The following is a 26,293-nucleotide window of genomic DNA, read 5'->3' as shown; positions in this document are numbered from 1 at the left end:
CCTTGCGGGCGATCGCGATCACGTCGTCGCGGAACTCCTGGGGATGGGGCTTGGGCATGACATACATCCTCTCACCAGGCCCTCACGGACCTGAGATGTCAGTGTCAACCAAACCCGGGGCAGTCCCGATCGCCGCTTTTTCGTCTTCGGTGATGAGGATGCGTTGGTAGAAGGCTTGGTTGGCGAGCCGTTTCCCGTGGTCGTCGATGCGGGCATACATCTGAGCGCAGTCAGCTAGTAGCCGTAGAGCGATGGCGAGATGTCGGCGGGGGCCTTCGTGGTCGTGCCGTTCGGCGTCCAGACGTTTGGTGACGTCGGTGAGGGCGATGCGGATTCGGTCTTGGTGGCGTTTCAGGGTGTCGAGGTCGATGGCGTCGGCGAAGTGGGCTTCAAGGAGCTTGTCCGCTTCGGTTTCGAGCCGCTGTTTGGTGGTGGTGAGGTCGTCGATGGCCTGGGACCGCTCCGCGAGCCGCTCATCGAAGGCCGCTTCGACTCGCTGCGCAAGCTGCGTATAGGTGTTCGGGGTGATGGCGATCTGTTGGTAGCAGTCGGTGACGAGTTGTTCGGCGATGCCGACGGGTACGGCCTTCCTCGTGCACGTGGTGCGTTTGGTGGCTCGGCCGGTGCAGATGTAGTAGGCGTAGCGGATGCCTTGTTTGTTGCGGGCGTAGTCGAGCTGCAACCTGGCGTTGCAGGTGCCGCAGTACAGGGTGCCTTTGAGGTAGTGGTCGTGTTTGCGGCGGCGTTCCCCAGCGGTGGCGCGGGTGTCCAGGAGGGTCTGGACCTGCTGCCAGGTCTCCGGATCAACGATGGGTTCGTGGGCGCCTGGGTGGAGGGCTCCTTGGTAGCGGACCTGCCCGATGTAGTACGGGTTGCGCAAGAGTTTGAAGAACGTGGACCGCCCGACGGGTCCAGATGGTCGTTTCGGGGTAGGGACGGTGGTCAATCCGCGGGCGGTGGCTTCGGCGAGGAGATCGGGGACGGTGTGCTCGCCTTTGGCGTAGGTGTCGAAAACCCAGCGGATGAGGGGTGCTCGGTCGGGGTCGACCTCGACGGTCCGGTACTCCCGGCCCTGCTCATCCTTGCGCCGGATGTTGCGATACCCGATCGGCGCCCTGGATGGGGTGCCGCCGTTGGCGACTTTCTGGGTCATGCCTTTGGTGACTTCGGCGGCGAGGTTGCGGGAGTAGAACTCCGCGATCGAGGACATGATGCCGTGCAGCAGCATCCCGGAGGGGGTTTCATCGATGTTCTCAGTGGCGGAGACCAGTTGGACGCCGGCGTCGATGAGGTGGCGGTGGATGTCGACGTCATCGAGCCGGTTCCGAGCTAGCCGATCGACCTTGTGCACGATGCAATACATCACCTGATGAGTCGCAATGTAGTCCAGCAGCTGCTGCAACCCCGGACGCTTCGCGGACCGGGCCGATTCCCCGGCGTCGACGAACTCCGCCACCACCTGAGCGCCGAGGGCATCGGCTTTGCGGCGGTTCGCCTCCCGCTGAGCCGGGATCGAGAACCCCTCATCCCGCCCGCCGGTGGTGGCTTGTTCCTTGGTGGAGACCCGCTGATAGGTCACCGCCGTCACCCGCCCCTCACCCGGGACAGCCATGGTCTTCGTGTCGGCGGTGGTCATGGTCGGTGGTCCTCATCGTCGAGCTTGCATCGGGTTCGGGCTGCGGGGTCTCGGCATGGAGGCAATCGGCTAGGTGCAGCACCAGCGCGACCAGCCGGTCCATGTCCGGCTCGCCCCGGGGCACGGGTTCGGCGATTAGGCGCCATCCGGTGGGCGTGGTGCGTGCATACCTCATGCCCCACAGGTGGACACCCCACACCAGAGACGGACAGGGCCGGGGTGGTGACGGTTCCGGAAAATATCCGGCACCGTCGCTTCCACTTGAGTCGGGCAGGAGGGTGCTGGGTGGGGTGGTTCACGGCGGGGGAAAATTTCCCCAGCCGTGCAACCCAACCCGATGACGCACGATCCGGCCCGCGCCACGGCGTCACGCGACACGGCGAGCTGAACCGCCCCGGGGTGTCCGGAGACTTGGTTTGTGTGGTGTCGAGTCCTCGTCGAGTCGGGACGCCTCGTCGTGTCAGGTGTGTGGAGACGGTGGTGCGGTGGATGTTGTACTGTTTGGCGACCGAAGGCGGCCCTTGCGGCCGCCCTGCTGGCTGCGCTGTCGGTTCGCGAGTGTTCCACCTATCGGAGGCCGCCGGCTGGCTGGGCAGGGCGACCGTACAACGCGCAGGTCGAGCGGTTCAGCGGCCCGCCAATTGGAGGATCTGGTCGGCGCAGGCCGCCGGGCCATCCAACTCGGCGGCAACCGCGGCCAACTCCCGGGCCTTGGCGCGCAGTGGCTCGTCGTTGAGCAATCTGGTGACCATGCCGGGGAGGCGGCCCCGGCGCAGGTCCCCGGCCGTGAACCGCAGTGCATTGCCGTACCGCGTGCACTCGTCCAGGTTGCAGCGCTGCTCCATCTGCAGGCCAATCCCGGCAAAGGGCGCCCCGGAGGCGCACGCGGTCTGCACGGTACCCTCCCCACCGTGGATGATCGACGCGTCCACCAGCCCCGCCAGGCGGTTGGCGGGCAGGAAGTCAAAGACCATGATCTTGTCGGACAACGCCTCCCGGTCCTGACGCTCCAGGAAGCGTCCGGCGGTGGTCACGACGTCCAGCCCCATCCGGTCCAGCTCGGTCAGGACCCGTCGGGCCAGTTCAGGATTCCCGGATGAACCCAGCCCGACGTAGACCGCCGGGCGCTCCCGCTGGGCCAGCGCGGCAACCTCGGTGGGTAGTTCCGCGTCGCTGCGGGCATACACCGGTCCGACGGCCACCTCGCCCGGGGCCAGCGGGCGGCCGTCGAGTACCGGGAAGAGGGACGCGATCAGGTCGACGTCGGCGGCCATCGCCTCCAGCGTGGTGCGGGGGAGCTCCAGCCCGTGCTCGCGGGCCACCCGTCGGAAGGCGGATGGCAGCCACGTCACCCGGGGAGCCGCGACCCGCGCCAGAGTGCCGGCCAGGTGATTCCCCGCACTGGTGAGCCGTCCACCGCCCGCCAGTACCGGCAGGGTCTTCACCTGCTCCAGGTGTCCACGGCTCAGCGGAAAGGGTTTCACGTAGGCCAGCGGCACCCCCGCGATCCGCGCGGACAGGAAGATCGACAAGGTGGTGCCGATCAGGATCACGTCCGGCCGCCACCGCCGGATCAGCTCCAGCTCGCTGGCCACCCGGCGTCGGATCACCGACGTCGTGAACGGGTGGCGCAGCCCCCGCCCCTGGTCAACGGCGATCAGGGCATCCGCGTCGGCCTCGCTCAGCTCGGGCTCCAGCAGCTCCAAGGCAAAGCCGGAGTCCCGCACGTAGTCCGCGAACCGACGCGAGTAGCCCATGAAGCGCACCTGGTGCCCACGGGCCACCAGCTCTCGTGCCACCTCCACGCCCCGGGAGGTCTCGCCCAGGTTGAAGGTCTCGGGGGCACACAGGATCCGCATCTGGCTGCTCTGCATGGCCTCATCCTGACAGCTGCCAAGGGCAGGTGGCCCACGGCGAGTCCTGGGCTGGCGATGTGTTCACGCTCTTTGGTGACGATCAGGCCCCATCACGTCGGTATCGCCCCCATCTCACTGCCTCCCTGTCCTGGGGTCCCGCCAGATCTCGCGCAGCACGAAGCCGGCGCCCACCCAGCCCGGGGCAACCGAGGTCGTCGTGCCCGGCATGATGGTTCGGGTCTTCCAGGATGCGGTCAGGTGCATCCCGAAGGCGGCTGACCAGCCGGCGCACAGGATCGTGGTTGCCGCCGTTGTCGCCCGGCCATGGCGACGCGTCAGGGCCCACGCGGTGGCCAGCCCGGCGCACTGGGCGGTCTGGGCGGCCACTCGTCGACGGGGATCGGGCGCCGCCATCCAGTTCCCCTCCAGATGACGGTCCAGCCACGGCATGGTGGTGGTGCCCACCCGTCGGTACCAGTCGTCGACGCTGACCAGCACCTCCTCGGTCTGGTGGACGGCAATCAACGCCAGCGTCCACGCCCAGACGCGATCATTGCGGTTCATGCTTCCTCCTTCTGGCGGCTTCGTGTGGCGGCAAGAGCCCCCAGGGCATGGGCGACGGTCAACCAGCCGCCGGTCAGGGCGATGGCCCGCCCCCAGTGGGCGGTGCGCGGAACTCCGGCCCGGCGCAGCCGACTGGCCGCCCACCACCACTGCGGCAGGACGACGGTGGGGGAGGTGGCCACGCCCGTCGTGTACCGGCCGCCCAGCGCCGTCGCAGCCAGGTGGCCGAAGCCGTGGGCGCCGAAGACCAGCTGCACATCCTGGTAGAGCCAACCTCGGCCGCGGGTGTGGATCCCGTCGGCCACCGCGGCGCCCAAGAGCACGCCCATTGTCGCAATGCCCACCCGCACATGGGTCTGCGAGATGCCCGTCGTGGGAGCCATGGTGAGCAACTCCTCGCCGTCATTGGCCAGGAAGGAAGCCCCCAGGGAGAGCGGGACCAGCCAGCGCTCCCGGTTGTCCAGTGCGTCGTCGGTGGGTGCTGCGGGCATGGCTCCTCCAGTTCCGAAACAATCAGTAGCGATACTGACGGTAGCGCAATGGGGGTCCATCTGGAAGGGTGGGGCCATGGCAGTGGGTAGACCGCGGGACTCATCGGTGGAGCGCAAGGTGTTGGGTGCCACGCGCGCCCTGCTGGCCGAGCGGGGATACGCCGGCCTGCGGATCGACGAGGTGGCCGCCCGCAGCGGGGTCGCCAAGACCACCATCTACCGCCGCTGGCCCACCCTCGCGCACCTGGTGGTGGCTGCCATGGTGGAGTTGATCGGGGAGCGGGACCTGACTCCCGTGGGCGACCCGGAGCAGGACCTGCGAAAGGCCTGTCGCAGTGGTCTGGTCTCCCTGCGCCAGGCCGGTCCCGGCGTCGCGGCACTGGCCTTGGAGGTGCATCGGCAGGCCGACGACGAGCTGCGTCGGGCCTACCGCGCGGCCGTGATCGACCCGGTGCGCGAGGCGATCGCGGCGGCCATCCGGCGGGGGCAGTCCGCCGGTACCTTCCGTGCGGACGCCGAGCCCTACGTCACCACGGATGCCCTGGTGGGAGCCGCCGTCTATCGACTGGTGATCCTGCACGAATCACCCGACGAGGGTGACCTGGATGCCCTGCTGGACGTTCTGCTGGCCGGTCTCATGCCGGGCTGAGAGGGCGCAGCCGATGATCTCAACCCCTTGGGGGAGGCATGTCCACCGTTCGGTGGACACGGCATGACCCCTTGTCACGATGTGATGGAGATATGATCCAGATCGAGCACCTGACCAAGCGCTATGGCAATTTCACCGCCGTGGACGACGTCACCTTCACCGCCCAACCCGGCCGCGTGACCGGCTTCCTCGGGCCCAACGGCGCCGGAAAGTCCACGCTGATGCGGATGCTGTGCGGCCTGACCCCGCCGACCTCGGGCAGCGCCACCGTGCTCGGGATGAAGTATTCCGAGCTGCCCAACCCCATCCAGCACGTCGGCGTGATGCTGGATGCCGCCGCACAGCACCCCGGGCGGACCGGCGCGGAGGTGCTGTCCCTGGCTGGCCTGATCGCGGGCGCATCCAAGCAGAAGGTCTCCGAGATGACCGACATGGTCGGTCTCACCCCGGCCGAGACCAAGCGTCGGGTCAAGGACTACTCGCTGGGCATGCGGCAGCGCCTGGGCATTGCCGGCGCGCTGATGGGCGACCCGAAGGTGCTCATCCTGGACGAGCCCGCCAACGGCCTTGACCCGGCCGGCATCCACTGGATGCGCGAGCTGATGGCCGACTACTCCGCCAAGGGCGGCACCGTGCTGCTCAGCTCCCACCTGTTGGGTGAGGTGCAGCTGATTGCGCATGACCTGGTGATGATCGGCAACGGCAAGATCGTCGCGCAGGGATCGCTGAAGGAGATGCTGGCAGCCAAGGAGCAGGGCTGCGTGGTGGACTCGATGACCCGGCAGGACCTGGTGACGGCCGTGCAGAGTGCCGGCGGCACCATCCAGCAGCGCCCCGACGGTGCCTTCAACGCCAACCTGCTGCCCGCCCAGATGGGCCAGGTGGCGCTCGACGCCAAGGTGCCGCTGGTGCTGCTGCGCGAGCGCGACCAGAACAACCTGGAGCAGCTCTTCCTCACCCTCACCCAGAACACCGCCCGGCAGGAGATCCGATGAGCACCGTGACCCTTCCCGAGACCGCCCCCGCCCCCGCCTTCGAGCGACCCACTGGCAAGGGCCTGTCCTTTGGCCGCTTGCTGCACGTCGAGCTGCGCAAGCAGGTGGACACCCGCGGCGGCCGCGGCCTGCTGATCGCGATCGCGGTGATGACCATGATGGCCCTGGCCGGGGTGATGTACTTCCAGCGCGAGACGGGGGCGTCGTACTCCAACCTGGTCTCTGCCGTCGCCAGCCCGCAGGGCATGCTGATCCCGGTGCTGGGCATCATCACCGCCTGCAATGAGTGGTCCCAGCGCACCGCGCTGATCACCTTCACCCAGGAGCCGCGACGGTGGCGGGTGGTGGCCGCCAAGACGCTGGCCGCGATCCTGTGGGCGACGGCCTTCCTGCTGCTGGCCTGGGGCCTGGCGGCGGTGTGCCATATGGTCTCGATGTCGATCGCCGGTAATCCGGTGGACTTCGACCTGGATGCCAAGGCCCATCTGGGTGGTTGGATCGGCCAGCTGGTGGGTGTGCTGATGGGCCTGGGCTTCGGCTTCCTGCTGCTGATCACCCCGCTGGCCATCGCCGCGTACTTCGTGCTGCCGACACTGGTGGCGGGGATCACCATGGGCGTCCCGGCGCTGCAGAAATACGCCCCGTGGGTGAACACCACCACGCCGCCGATCGTGCAGGACCCGATGGTGATGGGCATGCCGGAGGTGAGCCATCCGTGGGCCAAGTTCGCCACCACCATCCTGCTCTGGGTGGTGCTGCCCTACGTCGCCGGCGCCGTCCGGGTGCTGCGACGAGAGGTCAAGTGAGCTGCTGATGTGGTGGCTGTTCGGTCTGGTCCAGCTGGCCCTCCTGGCCCTGGTGGCCTTCGTCGTGGTGCGCACCATGCGACGAGTGCCCCGGGGCGAGGAGCGCGCCCGGCTGGTGGCGACGGGCGAGGGGCACTGGTACTGCGTCGTGCACAAGCCCGGGGTGTGGAGACTCGAGACCCTGGCCCGGAACCCCGGTTCCGGTGAGCTCACTCTGCGCGAGGGCCAGCTGACCTTCACCCGGAAGGGGGAGCCCCAGCCGGTCTGGAGCCACCCGGCCAACCAGCTGAAGGTAGCGGTGGGCGGGGGGCTGCAGCGCGAACTGCGGATGATCACCCCACAGGGCGAGGAATTGCTGGTTGCGGTGAGTCATGACCCGCTGTTCTCCTGGCGTGGCCCCGAGGACAGCCGAGCCCTGGTGGAGAACTCTCTGGTGGATGACCTGGTGACCATGCTGCGCGGCTGGGGAGCCCAGCCCCTGTGGGATGTCACCTTTCCCCAGGCCGACGCCTGAACCTGGCCCGCCTGGTGCGGGGCGTCACCCCGCGAACAGGATGAAGCTGGCCACCATCACCGCCATCCCGGCCAGCATGCCGTAGATGGTCTGGTGCTTGTCGGTCTGGTAGCGCCAGGAGCCGGGCAGCAGCTCGTCGAGCGCCAGGAAGACCATCATCCCGGCGACGCCGCCGTAGAAGACGCCGAAGAAGGTGGGCGGGACCACGAAGCTGACCAGTGCCGCGGCCAGCAACCCGCCCACCGGTTCGGTCAGGCCGGAGACCGTCGCCCAGGTGAACGCGCGACGACGGGATCTGGTGGCCGCGTAGATCGGGGCGGCGACGGCGATCCCCTCCGGCACATTGTGGATGGCGACGGCGGCGGCCAGGGTCAGACCCACCTGCTGGTCCTGGTAGGTGGTGAAGAAGGTGGCCATTCCCTCGGGGAAGTTGTGCAGCCCCAGCACCACCGCGGTCAACAGGCCGGAGCGCATCACCCTCCGGGTGGCGGGGGCGGTGCGCTCGTCGAACAGATCGTCGGCACCCTCCCGCTCATTCGGGTTCAGCGCGGCCGGTAGCAGCCGATCAATCCCCAGCACCACACCGATCCCGGCGAAGAAGGCGACCCAGACCACCAGCAGGGAGACACGCTCCGAGGCGCCGCCCTGCCGCAGGTAGTCGATGCCCAGCGGCACGATCTGCACCAGCGAGATCAGCAGCATCGCCCCGGCGGCGAAGGCCAGCGCCACCGCCAGGTACTCCCGCTGCGGGCTGCGGTGCCGCAGCGCAAGCGCGCCGCCGACGCTGGTGGCCAGGCCGGCGAGCAGGCTGATCAGCAGGGCGAGTGCCATGCTCGGAGTCTAGGGCCCGTCAACCGGGGACGCCGGCCAGACCCCGGAGCTGCCTCGTCGCCAGGCACCCACCAGATGGGTGTCGACGATTCCGACCGCCTCCATCAGGGCGAACATCGTGGTGGGCCCGACGAACTGGAAACCCACCTTCTTCAGGGCCCTGGACAGGGCGACGGATTCCGGTGACTGGCTGGGCACCTCCGCGAAGCAGGTCGGGCGCGGGGTCTCAGCGGGTTGGAAGCCCCAGATGAAGTCCACCAGCCCGCCCTGCTCCCGCAGCGCGACGGTGGCTCGGGCATTGGCAATCGTCGCGTCGATCTTGCGGCGGTTGCGGACGATGCCGGCGTCGGCCATGAGCCGTTCGACGTCATCTTCTCCGAAGGCGGCCACGCTGTCCGGCTCGAAATTGGCGAAGGCCGCGCGGAAGTTCTCCCGCTTGCGCAGGATGGTGGCCCAGCTCAGCCCGGACTGGAAGGCCTCCAGGCTCAACCGCTCGAACAGGCCACGCTCGTCGCGCACCGGCATGCCCCATTCCTCGTCGTAGTAACGCCGCAACAGCTCGTCCTGCGACGCCCACACCGGACGGGCCCGGCCGTCCGCCCCGATCACCAGATCACTCATGGCTCCATGCTGTCAGGAGGTTCTGACAATTCCGTCGGAACCTGGTTGACCCAGGCACATGACTGATCACCCGGACCGGGATCTGGATCACGGACCGGCCTGCTGCGGTGAGCCTTGCCCGGTACCTGGCCCGTCGCGCGCTGTAGCCGCATCCTGCCGTGTGAGCCGGGCTCCGCTGGCCGTTCACCTGCCCGTCGTCTGGCGTCCCTAGTCTGCCGTCCGTGCCCGAGCCCACCATTCAACCCGCCCTGGCCCGACGCCTGGGGCTGACCGACGCCGTGATGATCGGGCTGGGTTCCATGCTCGGTGCCGGTGTCTTCTCCGCCTTCGCGCCCGCTGCCCAGTCCGCCGGCCGGTGGCTGCTGCTCAGTCTGGCGATCGCGGCCGTCGTCGCCTTCGCGAATGCGACGTCGTCTGCCCAGCTGGCGGCCCGCTACCCGACCAGCGGCGGCACCTACTTCTACGGCCGCGAGGAGCTGGGCCAATGGCCGGGATTCCTGGCGGGCTGGTGCTTCGTGATCGGCAAGACCGCTTCCTGCGCGGCGATGGCGCTGACCGTCGCCTTCTACCTGGCGCCCGTCGGATGGCGCCGTCCGGTGGCGATTGCCGCGGTCTGGGCGTTGGCGGCGGTCAACATGTTCGGCGTCACCCGCACCGCCCGGCTGGCCCGGATCCTGGCCGTGGTGGTGCTGGTGGTGCTCACCGGAGTGGTGCTGCTGGGCTGGGTGGGGGAACCCGGACACCCTGCCGTGGCGACGACGTCCGGCGGGTCCCCGCTGGGAGTGCTGCAGGGGGCCGGCCTGCTCTTCTTCGCCTTTGCCGGCTACGCCCGGATCGCGACCATGGGCGAGGAGGTCACCAATCCCCGACGCACCATCCCGCGCGCGATCATCCTGGCGCTGGGGATCGCCCTGCTGGTCTACGTCGCGCTGGCGCTCACCCTGCTCCGAGTGCTGGGCGTGGGTGCCCTGGCAGGCAGCGCCGCCCCGGTGGCCGACGCGATCCGGGCGCTGGACATGGCCTGGGCCCAGCCCGTCGTCCGCTTCGGCGCCGCGGCCGCCGCTCTGGGGGCACTGCTCAGCCTGGTCACCGGCGTCGGCCGCACCAGCCTGGCGATGGCGCGCGAGGGCGACCTGCCGCGCTGGCTGGCCGCCGTCGACCCCACCCATCAGGTTCCGCGACGCGCGGAGGCAACCCTGGCCGTCGTGCTGACCGCGCTGCTGCTGGTCACCGACCTGCGGGGTGCCATCGGCTTCTCCAGCTTCGGGGTGCTGCTGTACTACTTCGTCGCCAATGCCTCCGCCTGGCACCAGACCGAGGGACGGCTCTACCCCCGCGCCCTGCAGGGCCTGGGCATGGTGCTCTGCGCGGTGCTGGTGGTCAGCCTGCCCCTGGGCTCTGTCCTGGCCGGGCTGGTGGTCCTGGCGGTCGGCATCGTGGGGCGGCTGGTGACCCGGTCGCTTGCCTCGAACTGATTGGGTCAGCTGTCCTGTGGAACTTTGTGTCGGGACTACGCCACACAAAGTTCCACAGGACAAGCGTCCAGGTGGTTCTGGCGGGGAGAACTACTCCCCGGGGTGGTGGTGGACCTTCTTCGACGGGTCGTACTTCTCGTACGGGCGGTCCTGTTCGCCCTCGACGGTGTAGATGCCCGGCGCGTCCAGCACCAGGTTGGAGCCACCGGCGGCATCCGAGAGGTAGCGCGGGGCAATGGCCCGAGCCACATGCCACAGGATCACCGTCGCCAGGGTGCCGAGCGCGATCCCGCCCAAGGTGAAGTTCTCGCTGAACTTCAGGGAGACATCGCCGATCCCGATGATGATGCCGGCCGCGACGGGGACCAGGTTGACCGGGTTGCCGAAGTCCACCTGGTTCTCCTTCCAGATCTTGGCGCCCAGCAGGCCGATCATGCCGTAGAGCACCACGCAGATCCCGCCCAGCACCCCACCCGGCGTCGCCGAGATGATGGCGCCGAACTTGGGGGAGAAACCGAAGCCGATCGCCACCACCGCGGCCACCACATAGGCGGCAGTGGAATAGACCCGGGTGGCGGCCATCACGCCGATGTTCTCGGCATAAGTGGTGGTGGGGCCGGCGCCGGCACCCGTCGCGATCATCGAGGTCAGGCCGTCGGCGATGATCGCCTTGCCCATCGACTCGTCCAGGTTCTTGCCGGTCATCTCCGCGACGGCCTTCACGTGCCCCGTGTTCTCCGCAATAAGGGCGATCACGACGGGCAGCGCCACCAGGGCGAAGGCCAGGCTGAAGTGCGGCAGGTGGAAGCCCAGCACATTGTTCGTCGCGCCGTACTCCCACCCGGTCAGGTCGGTCATCGGCGGCAGTCCGAACCAGTCGGCGGTCTTCACATTGGCCCAGTCAACCCGGTAGGCGGTGGTGCTCTTGCCGTCCACCATCCGGGTGATCGGGCCCAGCGCCCGGTCAAACAGGGCGCTCAGCAGGTAACCGATCACCAGGGACAGGAAGATAGCGATCCGGCCCAGGAAGCCGCGCAGGCCCACGGACAGGAAGACCACCACCAGCATCACGATGAAGGCGGTCCACTGGTCCTGCGGCCAGTAGACCCCGGCCACGACGGGCGCCAGGTTGAAACCGATCAGCATCACCACGGCACCGGTGACCACCGGCGGCAGCACCCGGTGGATCACCCGGGCGCCGGCCACGTGGATCACGATGCCCACCACCAGCAGCGCCAGCCCGACGAAGAACAGGGCGCCGGAGACGTCGGCCGGGTTGCCGCCCATGCTGTAGATGGCGGTGGCCACGCCGACGAAGGAGGCCGAACTACCCAGATAGCTCGGGACCCGGTTGCGGGTCAGCGCCAGGAAGATCAGCGTCGCGATCCCACTCATCATCACCGCCAGCTGCGGGTTGAGCCCCATCAGCAACGGGAAGACGAAGGTGGCTCCGAACATGGCCACCACGTGCTGGGCGCCCAGACCAATGGTCTTGCCCCAACTCAGACGTTCGTCGGGAGCGACGACGGCCCCCGGTTCGAGATGGCCATTTCCGTGCAGTTTCCAGAGCATGTGGGTTCCCTTCCGGGGGATGATCCTATGCTGCGGCCGCGGCCAGCTGTCACGCAGATGGTTCTTTGGGACTCAACCAGCCGTGACACGACGTTCGCCGGATGGGTTCGAGTTCCTGGCTGAACAGCACTGTGGCCCGGAGCTGAGCTCCGGGCCACAGATCAAGCCGCTATCAGGACCGCCAAGGACATCATGAATCGAGTTTCTTGGAGCCCGTCACATAGCCCACCTTGGTCCAGTCCGGGATGTTGGCGAAGCCGGGCGCCCCGTAATTGGCGATGTCGGGGTGCTGGACATAGAAGTCATAGGACTGCCACAGCGGAATGGTGCCCGCCAGCTCCCACAGCTTCGCGTCGGCCTGGTTCATCAGGTCGTAGCGCTTCGTGGCATCCAACTCGACGGCGGCATCACCCAGCAGCTTGTCCACCTCGGGGCTGCCGATCTTGCCGAAGTTCTGCTCGCCCTTCTCCTTCCAGATGGCGTCGCCGCTGGACAGCACCGGGTTCCCATTCCAGCCGAACAGCGTCAGGTCGAAGTTGCCGGGGATGACGTACTTGCTGAAAAGGTCGGTCGGCGGAACCTTGCTGACCTGCATGTTGATGCCGACGGCCTTCAGCTCCTCCTGGACCACCGGAACCACGGCCTCGTTGGTCTTGGAACCGTCGTTGTAGACATAGGTGATGGTGAGCTGCTTGCCATCCTTCATCGCCTTGCCGTCGGTCATGGTGTAGCCGGCCTCGGTGAGCAGCTTCTTTGCGGCCTCGACGTCGTACTTGCCGAAGTCTCCGGAGTTGTCCTTGTAACCGTCCTGGTTGGTGACCAGCAGGTGGTTGTTCTGCTGTGGCATGCCCTTCGGGTACGGCATGACGGCATTCACCGACTGGAAGATGTCATCGCGGTTCATCGCCCGCTGCACGGCCTGGCGCACCTTGACGTCGGCCAACGGACGGCCCTTGGCGCCGTTCAGGGTGATGTGGGTCCAGTCGGGGCCCGCAGCCTTGCGCAGGACGGATCCCTTGCCCACCAGGTCCTTCAGGACCGTGTAAGTGGCGGGCACGGAAGTCTCAGCCTGGTCCAGCTGGCCATTCTTGTAGGAGGTGGCGGTGGCCGGCGGGGACTCGATGGTGGTCCAGAGCACCTTGTTCAGCTTCGGCTTTTCGCCCTTCCAAGCGGGGTCCGGCACGATCGAGACCGTCTTGTTGCCCTCGTCGGCCTTCTCGATCTTGAACGGTCCGCCGGTGACCAGGGGCTTCTTGATCCAGCCTGTGTTGAAGGTGTTGGCGTCCTTGGCTAGGGCATCCGGCATCACGTCGGCCAACGCCATCCAGTCGGCGTACTGGGTCTTGAAGGTCACCTTGGCGGTGTACTCATTGCCACCCTTCTCGATCTTCTCCACCTGGTCATAGCCGCTACTGGAAGCGATCTGGTAGGCCTTGTCCTTGCCGCTCATGACCCTGAAGACATTCTCGATCGACTTGTAGTCGATCGGCGTGCCGTCGGACCACTTCATGTCCGGGTTGAGTTCGATCTCCATCGTCAGCGGCTTGTCGGAGGTCTTCTCGATCCGCTTCGTGTAGAGCGGGTTGGGCTCGATCTTGCCATCAGCGGTGTACAGGTACAGCGTGGGGAAGATCGCGTAGCCGATGTCCTTGGTGTTCTTCTCGTTGCCGTCCGTGTGCCACACATTCCAGTTGGCCGGGTAGGCATTGTTTGCCAGCCTCAGCGTGCCACCCTGGCCGACATCCTTGGCGTCCTTGGGGTTGACATCATTGACATTGGCGGCAAGTGCCTCATCCGACGCGCCACCGGAGCCGCTGTTGCTGTTGTCTGCCTTGCCGCAGCCGGAGAAGACCAGCGTGGCAATGGCCGCCGTGGCCAGCAGACGCTTGGCTGTCGTGTGAGTCGTCATGTTTCCTCTTTCTCGAAGGGCCCGCAACTAGCCGATGACTAGCGTCTCGGCTTGCGCGACATAGTGGCATGCTGCCCCATGCCCGGGGGTCTGGTCTAGGAGTTCTGGCGAATTGTGTATGCAATTGTTACGTTCGCCATCCGAGAGTAGGTTGCGGAAGACCGGGCAGCGTCCCTGGAAGCGACAGCCGTCCGGGATCTGGTCGGGTGAGGGCAGGTCGCCGGTGAGCATCAAGCGCTTGCGGGTCCGTTCGCGTTCGGGGTCTGGCACCGGCACTGCAGACAGCAGCGCCTTGGTGTACGGGTGCTGGGGATCCTGGAAGACCTGCTGGGTGTCACCCACCTCGACGATCTTGCCGAGGTACATCACTGCTACCCGATCCGAGATGTGGCTCACCACCGAGAGGTCATGGGAGACGAACAGGTAGCTGACCCCCAACCGGTTCTTCAGATCATCGAGCAGGTTCAGCACCCCCGCTTGGATGGAGACATCGAGGGCGCTGACTGGCTCATCCAACACAATCAGCTTCGGCTCGCAGGCCAGTGCCCGGGCGATGCCGACGCGCTGCCGCTGGCCACCGGAAAACTCCGTGGGATACCGGGAAGCCTGCTCTGGGATCAGCCCGACGGTCTTGAGCAGCCAGCTGATCCGCTCGTCCATTTGCTTGTCGGTGTACTTCTGCACCTGCATGGGTTCGCGCAGGATGTCGCCGATCGGCATGCGGGGGTCCAGGGAGGCCATTGGGTCCTGGAAGACGATGGCGATGTCTGAACGCATCTGGGCCTTCTCCTGACGGCTCAGGGTAGAGGTGTCCTTGCCGGCTACCCGAATGGTCCCCTTCTGTGGCTTGGCCAGCTGCATCACCTCCATGATGGCGGTGGTCTTGCCGCAGCCGGACTCACCCACCAGGGCCAGAGCCTCGCCCTGCCGGATGTCGAGGTCGATCTCGTCGACTGCCTTCACTTCGCCGATCCGGCGCTTGACCAAGGCTCCCTTGGTGAGCGGGAAGACCCGCTGCAGACCGGTCACCTCCAGCACTGGCTCGCGCTGCTCCCGGGGGGTGAGGATGGTGGGCTCGGCCACGTGGTCACGAGGGAAGATGTCGGTGTTGCTGGCCAGCAGGTCCGAGAGGTGGCAGGCCGCGCGGTGGTTGTCGTCTACGGCATGTAGCGGGGGCTCCTGCGTGTGGCAGATGTCCTGGGCGATCGGGCAGCGCACGGCGAAGGGACAGCCGTCGGGCACTGAGACCAGTGATGGTGGATTGCCCTTGATGGATACCAGCGGCTCCTTGTGGTCGGCATCGACCCGGGGCACCGACGCCAGCAGGCCGACCGTGTAGGGCATCCGCGGGGAGTAGAAGACGTCGTTGATGGGCCCTTCCTCCACGCCCTTGCCGGCGTACATCACCATGACTCGGTCAGCGAAGCCGGAAACCACGCCGAGGTCGTGGGTGATCAGGATGGTGGCGGCGCCGGTGATCTCGCGGGCGCGCTTGAGCAGGTCCATGACCTGGGCCTGGATCGTCACGTCCAGCGCCGTGGTGGGCTCATCGGCGATGATCAGCGACGGATCGTTCGCGATGGCCATGGCGATCATGGCTCGCTGTCGCATGCCACCGGAATACTCGTGCGGATAGGCACCCGCCCGCCGCTTCGGGTTAGGGATACCAACTTCCCCCAGCAATTCCACCGCACGGTCGGCGGCCTTTGCCTTACTGATTTCTGGATGGTGGATCCGCACCACCTCGGCGATCTGGTCGCCGACGGTGTAGACGGGGGTGAGCGCGCTGAGGGGATCCTGGAAAATCATGCTGATCTCGTTGCCCCGCAGCTTGGACATCTCGTCGTCGTCGCGGCCCAGCATCGACTGGCCCTTGAATTCCACGCTGCCGGAGATTCTGGCGCTGCCAGGCAGCAGCCCCATGATGGCCAGGGAACTGACCGACTTGCCGGAGCCGGACTCGCCGACGATGGCCAGTGCTTCACCCTTGTGCAGGTCATAGTTCAGGCCACGCACGGCGTGTACGACGCCAGCCTCGGAATTGAAGTTGACCGTGAGGTCACGCACCCGCAGGAGGGGCGCAGCGGAATCGTGGATGTCTGTCATGTGTGTGTCCTAGATCCGGCTGGAGCCGCTGGTCGGGTCGAGGGCGTCGCGCAATGCTTCACCCATCAGGTTGATCGAGATGACCACCAGGGCGAGCACGAGGGCAGCGGGAATCCAGGTGTAGGGCGCCGAGATGTTGTAGTCCTGCAGCACCGTGCCCAGGGACACTTGCGGGTACTGGATGCCGAAGCCGATGAAGCTCAGGCCGGTTTCGCCCAGGATCGCGCCACCGACGCCCAAGGTCGTGTCGATGATGATCCAGCTGGCGACATTGGGGATGATGTGCCGCCGAATGTTGGTCAGGGGAGAGACACCCATGAACTTGGCGGCGTTGACGTAGTCGGTGTTCACGAGCTGCTGGGTCATGGCTCGCAGTACACGGGCGGTCAGCATCCAAGAGAAGCTGGCCAGCAGGGGAATCATCCAGAGCCAGGAGGCCTTCTGTAGGGCCGGGCTGAACAGCATCATGATCAGCAAGCTGGGCACTACCAGGAACAGGTTGATCAGGTTCATCACGCCGGTGTCCACTCTGCGGCCCCACTTGTTCTTGGCGCTGACATATCCAGCCAGCGTGCCGAAGAAGAGAGCGATGACAGTGGTAAGCACGGCGGTGCCAATACCGATCACCAGCGAGATCCGGAGCCCCACCATGACCCGAGCGAAGATGTCGAGACCGTTCTCGTTCACACCGAACCAGTGGTACTTGGACGGCCCGGTCAGAGAATTGCGTAGGTCCCGCTCGAAGGGGCCGTAGGAGTAGAACATCGGCGCGAAGATCGCCGCCAGAACCAGGAAGCTGAAGATGCTCATCCCGATCCAGGCTTGCGGATTGCGCAGGAAGCGTCGGCGCAGCAGCTCACTTCGTGACATGGCCCGCGCCTGGACCGACGGGGGCAACTCGGTGAGTTCCGCGACGGGCGTTGCGACGGTCTCACTCATGGCCGCGGCTGTGGCGTAGTGCTCGACGGAGTCGACACCGCGCGCGGCAGGGTTGGTGGGAGTGGCGGAGACTGGGTTGTCGGTCATGGGTCACCGGATCCGGGGGTCGAGGAGGCCCTGCAGGAAATCGGCCAGCGTGGCGGACATCAGGGTGAGGATGGCTGAGTAGAGCACCACGCCAGCGGTGCCGTTGACGTCGGCCATCTGGAGGGCCTGGACGCCGAAGGAGCCGATCCCGTTCCAATTGAACATCATCTCGATGAACAGGGATCCAGCGAAGGCGGCACCCACCGCGAAGGCCAGATACTGGCCCATCGGGATGAGGGCCATCCGCAAGCCGTGCCGGGTCATGGCCTTCGACTTTGTCAGGCCCTTGGCCCGGGCTGTGCGGAGGTAGTCGGAGCCCAACACGTCCAGTGTCGTGACCTTCATGTACCGCGAATAGGAGGCCATGCCGAACATGGCCAGCACGATCGTAGGCATCACCAGAGCCTGCGCCTGGTACTTGATGTCGGCCCAGGAACCCGGCTCCAACAGGGGATTGATCGGGTTGATGGCTGGTAGTCCGTGGCCGGTGGCATCCATGATTGACTGGTTGATCTGCTGCACAACCAGAATCGCCACCACTGTGGGGAGGGAAAGGACTAGGAAGGAGAACATGGTGGTGGCGCGGTCGCCTAGAGAATTGCGTCGCACTGCCGAAACCATGCCCACCAGAATGCCGAGGACGACGCCGATCGCAGTGCCCAGCACCACCAGACGCAGACTCATCGGGATGCGCGTCTGAAGCACCTCCAGGACAGGGGTCATCGCCTTGTTCGTACCGGCGGTGACACCCAGGTTGCCATGCAGGAGATCGGTGAGCCATCGGGTGTAGCGGGTCATCAAAGAGTCCGCGGGGTTGATGTTGCGTGCGTTCAGGTACATCTGTGCGGTCTCCGGGGGGACCGGCTTGGTCGCCATCGGCGGGTAGAGAACCTCCTCAGGGTGCATCAGCTTGGCCGACAGCAGAAACGCGAATGAGGTGGCAAGGAAGCTCAGCAGTAGGTAGTTGAGGAAGCGAAGCGAGAGAAACTTAGCCATGGTCCGACCCCTCTGCCGTGCGCGGGGCGCTGGGCGGTGCGGATTTCAAGCCCGCTGAAAACCTCACACTGAACTCCATTGTCATCGTGCCGGGTCACCGACGCGTTCCCGACTCCTGCGTGCCAACACAGTACCCTGCAGCCGCAAGGATCAGCCGAAATGCACTCCATCTGGACGAACTTCCGTGGTCCGGCGCCGGCTGGGCGCTAGCAGCTATCGTGACACCATGTCCTTGGTAGAGGCGATCGTCTTCGGCGTGGCGCTGTTGCTGTCGGCTGTTCTCGGGGATCTCTTGCACGCGTGGGAGTTGCCCCGATGGCCACACACGGTGTCGGTGTTGTTGATGGCAGTGTTGGGCGGCTATCTGGGCAGCGTGCTGCTGGTCGCGGCCATGTTGGGGGCTGGCGTGGGGTGGCTGCTGATTGGCGGCGTACTTCAGGCCCGTGAGCACGCCGAGCGGCGAAGGATTGTTCGGGAGGTTCGTCGTGCTCGATTGGCGAACGAGGAGAAACGACTCCGGGGGTGACGCTGCCGCTCAGATCCATGACCGGAACCACATCCGCAGCAGCCACGCCTTGCGGGTCATCAGCTGGTCGGTGAGGATCGGGTAGATGAAGGCGAAGTTGGCCGCCACCAGGGCCATTGCCCCGCCCGCGATCCATGCGCCCCGCTTTCGTCGCGGCCCGTCGGCCGGGCCGATGATCCGGCCCAGCCACATCGCCAGAATGGTGACGGTGAACGGGATGATGCAGATGGCGTAGAAGAAGAACAGCGGCCGGTCGGCGTATTTGAACCAGGGCAGGTAGGTGCTCATGGCGGCGATGATCGGCAGCCCGAAGCGCCAGTCCCGCCCGCCGATCCAGACCACCATCCCGGCCAGCAGCGCGGCCAGGGCAAGCCACCACAGGATCGGGGTGCCGGCGCCGGAGATCACCCGCAGACAGGTGTCGTTGACCGCCTCGCAGCCGTCGACGCCGGGCTTGATGCCGTTCACCGCGTCGATCCCGATCGGCCGGTACATCACCAGCCAGCCCCAGGGATTGGCCTCGTAGACGTGGGTCTCGTTCATCATCCCGGAGCCGGTGTGGAAGTCGTACATTTCCTTGTGGTAATGGAAGAGCGAGGCCAAGGGTGCGCCGAAGACCTTCACCGTCCAGGCGCCCTCATGGCTGGCTCCCCAGCCCCGGCTCCAGCCGCCATGGGTCGTCAGCCAACCGGCCCAGGTGGCCAGGTAGACCGGCACGGCCACCACGACGAGCTGGACGAAGGCCGGGATCCCGTCGCGCAGCACCGAGCCCCACGCCCGCGGGCCGGCGCCGGCCAGCCGTCGGGCGGACAGGTCCCAGACCACTGACAGGATTCCCATGCTGGCCAGCACGAAGATGGAATTCCACTTCACCGCGCAGGCCAGGCCGAACATGATCCCGGCCAGCAGCCGCCATGGCCGCAGGTACAGCGCCGGGCCGTAGCGGCCGGCCAGGTCCACCTGCCCGGTGCGGGTCAGGTGGGCGGCCAGCCTGTTGCGGAACCAGTCCCGGTCCGCCGCGACGCAGGCCACGGCGCTGACAATGAACAGCGCCTGGAAGATGTCCAGGAGTCCAATCCGGCTCATGGTGAAGGCCAGCCCGTCCAGGCTGAGCAGGAGGCCGGCGATGGCGCCCACCAAGGTGGAACGGGACAGCCGTCGGGCCAGCCGGATGGTGACCAGCACCAGCAGCGTGCCCGCCACCAGGGAGCTGAACCGCCAGCCGAAGGAGTTCATCCCGAAGAAGTGCTCCCCGACGGCGATCAGCCACTTCCCCAGGGGCGGGTGCACGATGAAGGACGGGTCGCGGGACCAGCCGTCGGTCATGCCCTGGGCGATCGCGTCGTTGATCTTCAGGCCGGGTTTGCCGGGCTGGGTCTTGGGCCAGCTGCCCTCGTAGCCCAGGTGCAGCATGGTCCAGGCGTCCTTGGGGTAGTAGGTCTCGTCGAAGACCAGGTTCCCCGGACGACGCAGGTTGACGAAGCGGATCAGGAAGGCGAAGGCCGTGATCCCCAGGGTGACCAGCCAACTCACCAGCCGGTCCGGTGGCGGGGCGTCACGCAGGCGGGCGATGGCGCTGTCCGGCGACTCGTCGCGGGTACTGGTGGTGGCTTCGATCACGGGGCAATCCTAGAAGGTGGCTCTGACAGTTCCGGGAAATGCACCAGGGCCCGGCAGCGGTGAAGCGGCCGGGCCCACGGTGGGGAATGGAATCCGTCAGAAGCGCATCCGACGGGCGGTGATGGTTGCCCCGGCCAAGGTCAGGCTTAGCAGGCTCAAGGTGACGGCCGGGTTGGGGCCGGAGTCACCCGCGTCGCCGGTGTGCGGCAACACGGAGGGGCGGGGACCCTGCGGGGCCCCGGACGTGGTTCCGGCGGGCGTCGGCCGCTGCGACGAGTGCTCGGCCGGGCCCGGCGTCCCGCTGGGGGTCACGGTCGGGCTGGGAGTGCCGGACGGTGTCGCGGTGGGAGTCCTGCTGGGCGATTCGGCTGGAGTCGGCGTGGGAGTGTCGATCGGGGTGGGTATCGGTGTCGGGGTGGGCGTCGGAGTTTCGACCGGGGTCGGCGTCTCGGTCGGCGTGGGCGTCGGAGTTTCGACCGGGGTGGGTATCGGTGTCGGGGTGGGCGTCGGGGTTTCGACTGGGGTGGGTGTAGGCGTGGGCGCGGGGGTCTCGACCGGGGTCGGCGTCGGAGTTTCGACCGGTGTCGGGGTAGGCGTCGGAGTTTCGACCGGTGTCGGGGTAGGCGTCGGAGTGGGTGTCGGCGTCGGGGTCGGGGTGGGCGGCATGTCGCCGTCCGCGTCTCCACCACCGGTCCACTTGCCCACCGTGGTGACATCGCTGGACTGCTTGCCCAACGTGGTCACGCTCGCCTCGTCAGCCCAGCCACCAAGTCCCGGGTCGGTCACCTGGACGGGCAGGAAGATCCGGCCGGCGGATCCCTTGGGAAGGGTGATGCTGCCGCTCACCGTGTCCTCGTCGCAGGTCAGCGCAGCGGCATTCGTTGGCGACACCTTCTCCGGGTCGCCCGACTCATTGAGCGACGGGAAGGAGTAGGCGCCAGGGTGCACCGGGCAGACAAAGCGCTGCCCGGCCGAGGTCAGTTGGTCGGTCCAGGTGAACACCTGGTTCTCCGTGGTGGCGGTCGGGAGCTGGACGGTCACGGTGATGCTGCCATCGCTGTTGAGCTGCCCCCACTTCTGCACCGTGGTGGGCATGGTGTGGCAATCCGGGCAGGGGCGGATGGTGATCGGCGTGACGCTGGTCTTGCCATTCACCACCCAGATGACGTCCTTGCTGGTGTCGGGCAGGTTGTCGCCCGAGACATAGGCCGTCAGCCAGCCATTGACCCGGACATTCTGGTGGGTCTCGACGTAATCGGTCATGGTCACCAGGACTGTGGTTCCCCTGACCGTCATGGTTGCTGCGACGGCTCCGGCTGGCGTGAGCAGCTGGAAGGTCGAGCCGCTCTGGCCTCCGAACTCGGCCGGGAACTGGAAGCTGAAGCTGTCACCCGCACAATGGCCGTCGGTGATGGTTCCGGAGAAAAGGACCTTGAGGCTCTCCCACGCGTGCAGGTCCGTGGACTTGCTGAGGGAGACGTTCATCGGATCGGTCACCGGAGAGGGCGTGCAGGACGCCGGCTTCGGGGTGTCCACGGCGACCGGCGTCACCGCTGGGATGGGCGCGCTCGGCATGGCGGTGGCCGGTGCGGGCTGGCCGCTGCTGCCATTCGTTGGCGTCGGGGACGGGCTCGGGTCCGCGCCCAGGGCGACGGTTGCCGGGCTGGCCCAGATGGACGTGATCCCCAGGATCGCCAGCGCGGAAAGGCTCGCGCGTTGACGACTAGTCGTGAAGTGCAGTTTCGGTTATCCCCCAAGTTGTCGACGCAACCTTGCGCCGCGGCATCCGCCTGGATGCCTGTCGCCATTCCCCACGAGCAGCGATTCACTCAGGTTATGCCAGTCGGCCGACTGGATTGCCCTCTGGAGTGGATGCAGCGCCGGTCTTGGGCAATTCGTCAGTGTGTGAACAAACCGACCAAGCGGTCACAATGGACTCCATGAGCACCGATGTCGCCCCACCAGAGGCAGGTCAGGATGATGGCCCACAGCGCGTCAGCGTGCGGCAGTTGGAACCGGATTCCCGGGGTCTGGGGCGGGTGGTGCTGGCGGCCACCCCGATCGGTTCCAGCGTCGATGCGTCCGAGAATCTGCGGGCCGTGTTGGCTGGCGCGGAGGTGATTGCCGCCGAGGACACGCGTCGGCTGCAGACCCTCCTGCGGCGTTTGGGGGTCACCACCCAGGCCCGGGTCCTGAGCTATTTCGAGGGAAATGAGACCTCCCGGACCGACGAGCTGCTGGCCGAACTGCGCGCCGGCCGCAATGTGGTGGTGGCCACCGATGCCGGGATGCCGTCGGTGAGCGACCCGGGATATCGCCTGGTCAGCGCCGCCATCGAGGCCGGACTGGAGGTCACCTGCGTGCCCGGGCCGAGCGCCGTGTTGACCGCGCTGGCGGTCTCCGGGCTGCCGGTGGACCGCTTCTGCTTCGAGGGATTCCTGCCCCGAACCGGCGGCCCCCGGCGTCGTCGGCTGGCGGAGCTCGCTGCCGAAGCCCGCACGATGGTCTTCTTCGAGGCGCCGCACCGGTTGGCCGACTTCCTCAGCGATTGCGCCGCCGCTCTGGGTGACGATCGTCCCGCCGCGGTCTGCCGGGAGCTCACCAAGCCCCATGAGGAGGTCAAGCGCGGTGGGTTGGCCGAGTTGGCCGAATGGGCGGTGGAGCACGCCCGGGGCGAGATCTGCGTCGTGGTGCAGGGGGCCCCGGCCCGCGACGAGGCGGAGGATGCCCTGGCGCTGGTGCAGCGCCGGATTGCCGACGGGGAGAAGCTGTCCGCGGCCGTCGCGGAGGTGGCCAAGCTGACGGGAGCCAACAAGAAGCAGCTCTACCAGGCGGCACTGGACGCCCGCTGAACTGGGTCGCGTGTCCTGTGGAACTTTGGGTGGTGAGTACGCGACACAAAGTTCCACGGGACAGGCGTCCAGATCGGGTTGGGGCCAGCGACGGGCCCAGTCGTCGTGCGATCTGGGAGGATGGAACCCATGGACATCCCCGCACGGCTCGCCGAGCTGAAACTTCCCCCGCTCCCGGAGCCGCTGCCCAGCCCCGTCATCGACTCGCACACCCATCTGGACGCCACCCAGGAGTATTCCGGCCTGGACGTGGAGACCAATCTGGCGGCGGCTCGCGCGGTGGGGATCGAACGGGTGGTGGAAGTGGGCTGTGACGTCGCATCCTCCCGGACCGCCGCCGAGCTGGCCGCCCGGTACCCGCAGGTGGTCGCCGCCGTCGCGATGCACCCCAATGACGCCGCCCGCAGCACGACGCTGGAGCAGGACATCGCCCAGATCGACGCCCTGGCCGGGGCCGGCCACCATGTCCGCGCGGTGGGGGAGACCGGGCTGGACCACTACCGCACCACCGATGAGGCGTTGCATGCCGTGCAGGAGCACAGTTTCGTCGCGCACATCCAGATCGCCCGACGGCATGGCAAGACCTTGGTGATCCACCATCGTGACGCCCACGCCGACCTGCTGAGGGTGCTGGCGGAGCAGGACCTCCCGGAGCGGACCTTGATGCACTGCTTCAGCGGCGACGCCGATTTCGCCCGGGCCTGCCTGGCACATGACGACGCGGACCACGGGATGTGGCTCAGCTTCCCCGGCGTGGTCACCTACAAGAACGCGCCCTACCTGTCCGAGGCGCTGAAGGTGACGCCGCGTAACCGGATCCTGGTGGAGACCGACGCGCCCTACCTGACCCCGGTGCCCGCCCGGGGCAAGGCCAATGCGCCCTATCTGGTGCCGCACACCCTGCGCTTCATGGCTGACGTGCTGGGCATGGGGCTGGACGAGCTGTGCCGGCAGGTGCGCAGCAACACCGTCGAGGCCTTCGGTGGGGAGTGGGGCAGCGATGCCTGAGAACGGACTGTTGGATCCCCGTTCCGTGCGCGCCCTGGCCGCCGAGCTGGACCTCAAGCCCACCAAGCAGCGCGGGCAGAACTTCGTGATTGACCCCAACACGGTGCGGCGGATCGTGTCCCTGTCCGGGATCGGTGCCGACGACGTGGTGCTGGAGGTGGGCCCCGGTTTGGGCTCGCTGACCCTGGGGCTGCTGGAGACCGGGGCCGCGGTCACCGCCATCGAGATCGACGAGAAGCTGGCCCCTCGCCTGGCCCGGACCGTCGCCGAGCGGATGCCCGAGGCCGACGGCCGGATGAGCGTCGTGCACTCCGACGCCCTGCAGGTCAACGAACTCGACGGGGACCCGGTGACCGCGCTGGTGGCCAACCTGCCCTACAACGTCTCCGTGCCGGTGCTGCTGCATCTGCTGGCGCGCTTCAACTCCTGGCGGACCGGGCTGGTGATGGTGCAGTTGGAGGTGTGTGACCGTCTGGTCGCCACCCCGGGCAGCAAAATCTACGGTGTGCCCAGCGTCAAGATGGCCTGGTATGCCGAGGCCACCCGGGTGGGAACCGTTCCGCCCAAGGTCTTCTGGCCGGTGCCCAATGTGGACTCCGGGTTGGTGCGGATCATCCGTCGCGACCCGCCGCAGACCACCGCCACCCGGGAGCAGGTCTTTGCGGTGGTGGACGCCGCCTTCGCCCAACGACGCAAGATGTTGCGGGCCGCCCTGGCCGGAATCTGCGGCTCCTCTGCCGCCGCCTCCGAGGTGCTGGTGGCCGCCGGGGTTGACCCCCAGGCCCGGGGTGAGGTGCTGACCATCGAGGACTTCGCCCGGATCGCGGAGCAGCTCAGCTCCTGAGCGTCGCACCAGGACTGTCCTGGGCCACTGCGTCTGCCCGCTGAACGGCAGCATGGCGCCGCTGCCCGGCCCCGATCGCCACCGGCCTCGACGGGTCCGCCCGGCGCCGCACCCACCCCGCGGCCATCCCGGCTGTGGGCTGGGCGTCGATCGGCGTCGAACTGACCATCTTCTTCACTGCCCGGGGGCTGTCCAAGGTCTCGGCTCCGGCCACGGCCCCCTTCCCGCGCGGGCTGGTGGCGGGCTGGTGGGGTGCCGGTGATGGTCCCGGGCTTGGGTGGAGGGGTGAGGTGATGGCCCAGAAACTCGTCGAGGGGTGGCGTGGTGCCGGTGACGCGCCCCGAGCTGGCCGAGGGGCACCCGCTCCATCCGTCGCTTCCGCCCAGTTTCTCCGACGGGATGCGCACCCCAACCCATCTGGGCTAGGTTCGCTGGCGTGGGAGCGATGCAGCAGACAACCGACTCGAACCAGAGTGTGCGCGTCCGCGTGCCCGCCAAGATCAACCTGGCGCTGTGCGTGGGGCCGGTGCGCCCCGACGGATTCCATCCGCTGGGCACGGTCTTCCACGCCGTGAGCCTGTTTGACGAGGTGCTGGCCCTGCCCGGCGACCCCGGACAGGTGCTGCTCACCATGTCCGGCGACGGGCTGGAGGAGGTGCCCGCCGATGGCTCCAACCTGGCCTGCCGGGCGGCCCGGTTGCTGGCCGAGCGGCATGGCACCCCGGACCTGGGAGTGCGGCTCCACCTGAAGAAGTCCATCCCGGTGGCGGGCGGCATGGCCGGTGGTTCGGCGGACTGCGCCGGTGCGCTGCTGGCCTGCTCCATGCTGTGGGACCTGGACACCACCCCCGACGACCTGCATGACCTCGCCGCGGAGCTCGGCTCGGACGCGCCCTTCCCGCTGATGGGCGGCAATGCGATCGGCACCGGCCGGGGTGACCAGCTGGTGCCGATGATCAGCCGGGGGCAGTACCACTGGGTGCTGGCCTTCGCCCACGAGGGGCTGTCCACCCCCGCGGTCTTTCGTCGCTTCGACGAGCTTCAGGCCCTCCCCGGAGCCCCGGCCACCGGCACCGAGATCCCGCCGGAGGTCTCCGCGGCCCTCGCCACCGGGGATGCCGTCCGTCTGGGGCGCGCCCTGCACAATGACCTGCAGGCCGCGGCCGTCGACCTGCGCCCCGAGCTGGGCCAGACCCTGCGGGCCGGGCTGGCCGCCGGCGCCCTGGGCGGGATCGTCTCCGGCTCCGGCCCCACCTGCGCCTTCCTGGCGGCCAGCGAGCCCGCCGCCATGGACCTGAGCTCCGTGCTGGCCAAGCTGCCCACGGTGCGCGCCACCCGTCGCGCGACGGGGCCCGTGCCGGGCGCCACCATCCTGGGCTGAGGCCGCACGTGGGGC

At 67.5% G+C, this 26,293-nt stretch carries 24 protein-coding genes; 11 read left to right on the top strand and 13 right to left on the bottom strand.

The features are described from left to right. Nucleotides 1-82: 82 nt before the first annotated feature. From AAEX60_RS15620 to AAEX60_RS15605, 4 genes are all read right to left on the bottom strand, one after another. Complete coding sequence (locus AAEX60_RS15620) at nucleotides 83-1,636, bottom strand: recombinase family protein (RefSeq protein ID WP_342104791.1); 1,554 nt, start codon at nucleotides 1,634-1,636, stop codon at nucleotides 83-85. A 626-nt stretch (nucleotides 1,637-2,262) separates the two neighbouring features. Then, on the bottom strand, nucleotides 2,263-3,510 hold the full coding sequence (locus tag AAEX60_RS15615) for a glycosyltransferase (RefSeq protein WP_342104789.1): 1,248 nt from the start codon (nucleotides 3,508-3,510) through the stop codon (nucleotides 2,263-2,265). A gap of 114 nt (nucleotides 3,511-3,624) precedes the next feature. After that, nucleotides 3,625-4,056, bottom strand: a complete 432-nt coding sequence (locus tag AAEX60_RS15610; RefSeq protein WP_342104787.1) for an HXXEE domain-containing protein — start codon at nucleotides 4,054-4,056, stop codon at nucleotides 3,625-3,627. Continuing rightward, nucleotides 4,053-4,547 carry an HXXEE domain-containing protein gene (locus AAEX60_RS15605; RefSeq protein ID WP_342104785.1) on the bottom strand — a complete coding sequence of 165 codons (495 nt, stop codon included), beginning with the start codon at nucleotides 4,545-4,547 and terminating at the stop codon, nucleotides 4,053-4,055. The genes AAEX60_RS15610 and AAEX60_RS15605 overlap by 4 nt, the downstream gene beginning before the upstream one ends. A gap of 76 nt (nucleotides 4,548-4,623) precedes the next feature. On the opposite strand from AAEX60_RS15605, the gene AAEX60_RS15600 reads away from it, so the two are divergent. The 4 genes from AAEX60_RS15600 to AAEX60_RS15585 all read left to right on the top strand — a co-directional run bounded on the left by AAEX60_RS15600 (nucleotide 4,624) and on the right by AAEX60_RS15585 (nucleotide 7,511). Then, nucleotides 4,624-5,196: a TetR/AcrR family transcriptional regulator gene (locus tag AAEX60_RS15600; protein ID WP_342104784.1), complete on the top strand. Its 573-nt coding sequence runs from the start codon at nucleotides 4,624-4,626 to the stop codon at nucleotides 5,194-5,196. Nucleotides 5,197-5,288: 92 nt separating this feature from the next. Continuing rightward, nucleotides 5,289-6,191 carry an ABC transporter ATP-binding protein gene (locus AAEX60_RS15595; protein WP_342104782.1) on the top strand — a complete coding sequence of 301 codons (903 nt, stop codon included), beginning with the start codon at nucleotides 5,289-5,291 and terminating at the stop codon, nucleotides 6,189-6,191. Beyond that, on the top strand, nucleotides 6,188-6,997 hold the full coding sequence (locus AAEX60_RS15590) for a hypothetical protein (protein WP_342104779.1): 810 nt from the start codon (nucleotides 6,188-6,190) through the stop codon (nucleotides 6,995-6,997). Before AAEX60_RS15595 ends, AAEX60_RS15590 begins: the two co-directional genes overlap by 4 nt. Before the next feature lie 7 nt (nucleotides 6,998-7,004). Next, entirely contained in the window at nucleotides 7,005-7,511 is a 507-nt protein-coding gene (locus tag AAEX60_RS15585; protein ID WP_342104777.1) for a hypothetical protein, read from the top strand. 24 nt (nucleotides 7,512-7,535) lie between these two features. Here the strand turns inward: AAEX60_RS15585 and zupT are convergent, their stop codons facing one another. After that, a complete protein-coding gene (gene zupT, locus AAEX60_RS15580) occupies nucleotides 7,536-8,342 on the bottom strand; it encodes a zinc transporter ZupT (protein WP_342104775.1) in 807 nt (268 codons plus the stop codon). A gap of 9 nt (nucleotides 8,343-8,351) precedes the next feature. Beyond that, on the bottom strand, nucleotides 8,352-8,963 hold the full coding sequence (locus AAEX60_RS15575; protein ID WP_342104773.1) for a DNA-3-methyladenine glycosylase I: 612 nt from the start codon (nucleotides 8,961-8,963) through the stop codon (nucleotides 8,352-8,354). A 221-nt stretch (nucleotides 8,964-9,184) separates the two neighbouring features. On the opposite strand from AAEX60_RS15575, the gene AAEX60_RS15570 reads away from it, so the two are divergent. Beyond that, entirely contained in the window at nucleotides 9,185-10,438 is a 1,254-nt protein-coding gene (locus AAEX60_RS15570; RefSeq protein ID WP_342104772.1) for an APC family permease, read from the top strand. A gap of 90 nt (nucleotides 10,439-10,528) precedes the next feature. Here AAEX60_RS15570 and AAEX60_RS15565 read toward each other — a convergent pair whose 3' ends face one another. The 5 genes from AAEX60_RS15565 to AAEX60_RS15545 form a co-directional block, all read right to left on the bottom strand. After that, nucleotides 10,529-12,010, bottom strand: a complete 1,482-nt coding sequence (locus AAEX60_RS15565; RefSeq protein ID WP_342104770.1) for a uracil-xanthine permease family protein — start codon at nucleotides 12,008-12,010, stop codon at nucleotides 10,529-10,531. 190 nt (nucleotides 12,011-12,200) lie between these two features. Next, on the bottom strand, nucleotides 12,201-13,919 hold the full coding sequence (locus AAEX60_RS15560) for an ABC transporter family substrate-binding protein (protein ID WP_342104767.1): 1,719 nt from the start codon (nucleotides 13,917-13,919) through the stop codon (nucleotides 12,201-12,203). Nucleotides 13,920-13,946: 27 nt separating this feature from the next. Then, nucleotides 13,947-16,025, bottom strand: a complete 2,079-nt coding sequence (locus AAEX60_RS15555; protein WP_342104765.1) for an ABC transporter ATP-binding protein — start codon at nucleotides 16,023-16,025, stop codon at nucleotides 13,947-13,949. 9 nt (nucleotides 16,026-16,034) lie between these two features. Beyond that, nucleotides 16,035-17,051, bottom strand: a complete 1,017-nt coding sequence (locus tag AAEX60_RS15550; protein ID WP_342104763.1) for an ABC transporter permease — start codon at nucleotides 17,049-17,051, stop codon at nucleotides 16,035-16,037. A gap of 3 nt (nucleotides 17,052-17,054) precedes the next feature. Continuing rightward, nucleotides 17,055-18,047, bottom strand: a complete 993-nt coding sequence (locus AAEX60_RS15545) for an ABC transporter permease (RefSeq protein ID WP_342104761.1) — start codon at nucleotides 18,045-18,047, stop codon at nucleotides 17,055-17,057. Between the two features lie 226 nt (nucleotides 18,048-18,273). Between AAEX60_RS15545 and AAEX60_RS15540 the strand changes: the two genes are divergently transcribed. Beyond that, nucleotides 18,274-18,573: a hypothetical protein gene (locus AAEX60_RS15540; protein WP_342104758.1), complete on the top strand. Its 300-nt coding sequence runs from the start codon at nucleotides 18,274-18,276 to the stop codon at nucleotides 18,571-18,573. A gap of 9 nt (nucleotides 18,574-18,582) precedes the next feature. Here AAEX60_RS15540 and AAEX60_RS15535 read toward each other — a convergent pair whose 3' ends face one another. Together AAEX60_RS15535 and AAEX60_RS15530 are read right to left on the bottom strand one after the other, a co-directional pair. Further along, nucleotides 18,583-20,136: a dolichyl-phosphate-mannose--protein mannosyltransferase gene (locus tag AAEX60_RS15535; RefSeq protein WP_446721327.1), complete on the bottom strand. Its 1,554-nt coding sequence runs from the start codon at nucleotides 20,134-20,136 to the stop codon at nucleotides 18,583-18,585. A 153-nt stretch (nucleotides 20,137-20,289) separates the two neighbouring features. Then, nucleotides 20,290-21,690 carry an Ig-like domain-containing protein gene (locus tag AAEX60_RS15530; RefSeq protein ID WP_342104756.1) on the bottom strand — a complete coding sequence of 467 codons (1,401 nt, stop codon included), beginning with the start codon at nucleotides 21,688-21,690 and terminating at the stop codon, nucleotides 20,290-20,292. 10 nt (nucleotides 21,691-21,700) lie between these two features. Here AAEX60_RS15530 and AAEX60_RS15525 point away from each other — a divergent pair, with 10 nt between their 5' ends. The 5 genes from AAEX60_RS15525 (at nucleotide 21,701) to AAEX60_RS15505 (ending at nucleotide 26,278) form a co-directional block, all read left to right on the top strand. Next, a complete protein-coding gene (locus tag AAEX60_RS15525; protein WP_342104754.1) occupies nucleotides 21,701-21,913 on the top strand; it encodes a hypothetical protein in 213 nt (70 codons plus the stop codon). 220 nt (nucleotides 21,914-22,133) lie between these two features. Continuing rightward, nucleotides 22,134-23,045, top strand: coding sequence for a 16S rRNA (cytidine(1402)-2'-O)-methyltransferase (gene rsmI / locus AAEX60_RS15520; protein ID WP_342104750.1), 912 nt, complete (start codon nucleotides 22,134-22,136; stop codon nucleotides 23,043-23,045). A gap of 129 nt (nucleotides 23,046-23,174) precedes the next feature. After that, nucleotides 23,175-24,053, top strand: coding sequence for a TatD family hydrolase (locus AAEX60_RS15515; protein WP_342104748.1), 879 nt, complete (start codon nucleotides 23,175-23,177; stop codon nucleotides 24,051-24,053). After that, nucleotides 24,046-24,897 (top strand): 16S rRNA (adenine(1518)-N(6)/adenine(1519)-N(6))-dimethyltransferase RsmA, encoded by an 852-nt coding sequence (gene rsmA, locus AAEX60_RS15510; RefSeq protein WP_342104746.1) that lies wholly within the window; start codon nucleotides 24,046-24,048, stop codon nucleotides 24,895-24,897. The genes AAEX60_RS15515 and rsmA overlap by 8 nt, the downstream gene beginning before the upstream one ends. Nucleotides 24,898-25,342: 445 nt before the next feature. After that, on the top strand, nucleotides 25,343-26,278 hold the full coding sequence (locus AAEX60_RS15505) for a 4-(cytidine 5'-diphospho)-2-C-methyl-D-erythritol kinase (protein WP_342104742.1): 936 nt from the start codon (nucleotides 25,343-25,345) through the stop codon (nucleotides 26,276-26,278). The last annotated feature ends 15 nt before the right edge of the window (nucleotides 26,279-26,293 follow it).

Source organism: Luteococcus sp. H101, assembly GCF_038433155.1.
Taxonomy (GTDB): Bacteria; Actinomycetota; Actinomycetes; order Propionibacteriales; family Propionibacteriaceae; genus Luteococcus.
Note: the sequence above shows the minus strand (reverse complement) of the source record. Positions and strands in the feature narration are given on the sequence as shown.

What these genes read in the sequence shown, in the direction of transcription:
- AAEX60_RS15620 (WP_342104791.1), bottom strand. Translation starts at nt 1,636, where the DNA reads ATGACCACCGCCGACACGAAGACCATGGCTGTCCCGGGTGAGGGGCGG.
- AAEX60_RS15615 (WP_342104789.1), bottom strand. Translation starts at nt 3,510, where the DNA reads ATGCAGAGCAGCCAGATGCGGATCCTGTGTGCCCCCGAGACCTTCAAC.
- AAEX60_RS15610 (WP_342104787.1), bottom strand. Translation starts at nt 4,056, where the DNA reads ATGAACCGCAATGATCGCGTCTGGGCGTGGACGCTGGCGTTGATTGCC.
- AAEX60_RS15605 (WP_342104785.1), bottom strand. Translation starts at nt 4,547, where the DNA reads ATGCCCGCAGCACCCACCGACGACGCACTGGACAACCGGGAGCGCTGG.
- AAEX60_RS15600 (WP_342104784.1), top strand. Translation starts at nt 4,624, where the DNA reads ATGGCAGTGGGTAGACCGCGGGACTCATCGGTGGAGCGCAAGGTGTTG.
- AAEX60_RS15595 (WP_342104782.1), top strand. Translation starts at nt 5,289, where the DNA reads ATGATCCAGATCGAGCACCTGACCAAGCGCTATGGCAATTTCACCGCC.
- AAEX60_RS15590 (WP_342104779.1), top strand. Translation starts at nt 6,188, where the DNA reads ATGAGCACCGTGACCCTTCCCGAGACCGCCCCCGCCCCCGCCTTCGAG.
- AAEX60_RS15585 (WP_342104777.1), top strand. Translation starts at nt 7,005, where the DNA reads ATGTGGTGGCTGTTCGGTCTGGTCCAGCTGGCCCTCCTGGCCCTGGTG.
- zupT (WP_342104775.1), bottom strand. Translation starts at nt 8,342, where the DNA reads ATGGCACTCGCCCTGCTGATCAGCCTGCTCGCCGGCCTGGCCACCAGC.
- AAEX60_RS15575 (WP_342104773.1), bottom strand. Translation starts at nt 8,963, where the DNA reads ATGAGTGATCTGGTGATCGGGGCGGACGGCCGGGCCCGTCCGGTGTGG.
- AAEX60_RS15565 (WP_342104770.1), bottom strand. Translation starts at nt 12,010, where the DNA reads ATGCTCTGGAAACTGCACGGAAATGGCCATCTCGAACCGGGGGCCGTC.
- AAEX60_RS15560 (WP_342104767.1), bottom strand. Translation starts at nt 13,919, where the DNA reads ATGACGACTCACACGACAGCCAAGCGTCTGCTGGCCACGGCGGCCATT.
- AAEX60_RS15555 (WP_342104765.1), bottom strand. Translation starts at nt 16,025, where the DNA reads ATGACAGACATCCACGATTCCGCTGCGCCCCTCCTGCGGGTGCGTGAC.
- AAEX60_RS15550 (WP_342104763.1), bottom strand. Translation starts at nt 17,051, where the DNA reads ATGACCGACAACCCAGTCTCCGCCACTCCCACCAACCCTGCCGCGCGC.
- AAEX60_RS15545 (WP_342104761.1), bottom strand. Translation starts at nt 18,047, where the DNA reads ATGGCTAAGTTTCTCTCGCTTCGCTTCCTCAACTACCTACTGCTGAGC.
- AAEX60_RS15540 (WP_342104758.1), top strand. Translation starts at nt 18,274, where the DNA reads ATGTCCTTGGTAGAGGCGATCGTCTTCGGCGTGGCGCTGTTGCTGTCG.
- rsmI (WP_342104750.1), top strand. Translation starts at nt 22,134, where the DNA reads ATGAGCACCGATGTCGCCCCACCAGAGGCAGGTCAGGATGATGGCCCA.
- AAEX60_RS15515 (WP_342104748.1), top strand. Translation starts at nt 23,175, where the DNA reads ATGGACATCCCCGCACGGCTCGCCGAGCTGAAACTTCCCCCGCTCCCG.
- rsmA (WP_342104746.1), top strand. Translation starts at nt 24,046, where the DNA reads ATGCCTGAGAACGGACTGTTGGATCCCCGTTCCGTGCGCGCCCTGGCC.
- AAEX60_RS15505 (WP_342104742.1), top strand. Translation starts at nt 25,343, where the DNA reads ATGCAGCAGACAACCGACTCGAACCAGAGTGTGCGCGTCCGCGTGCCC.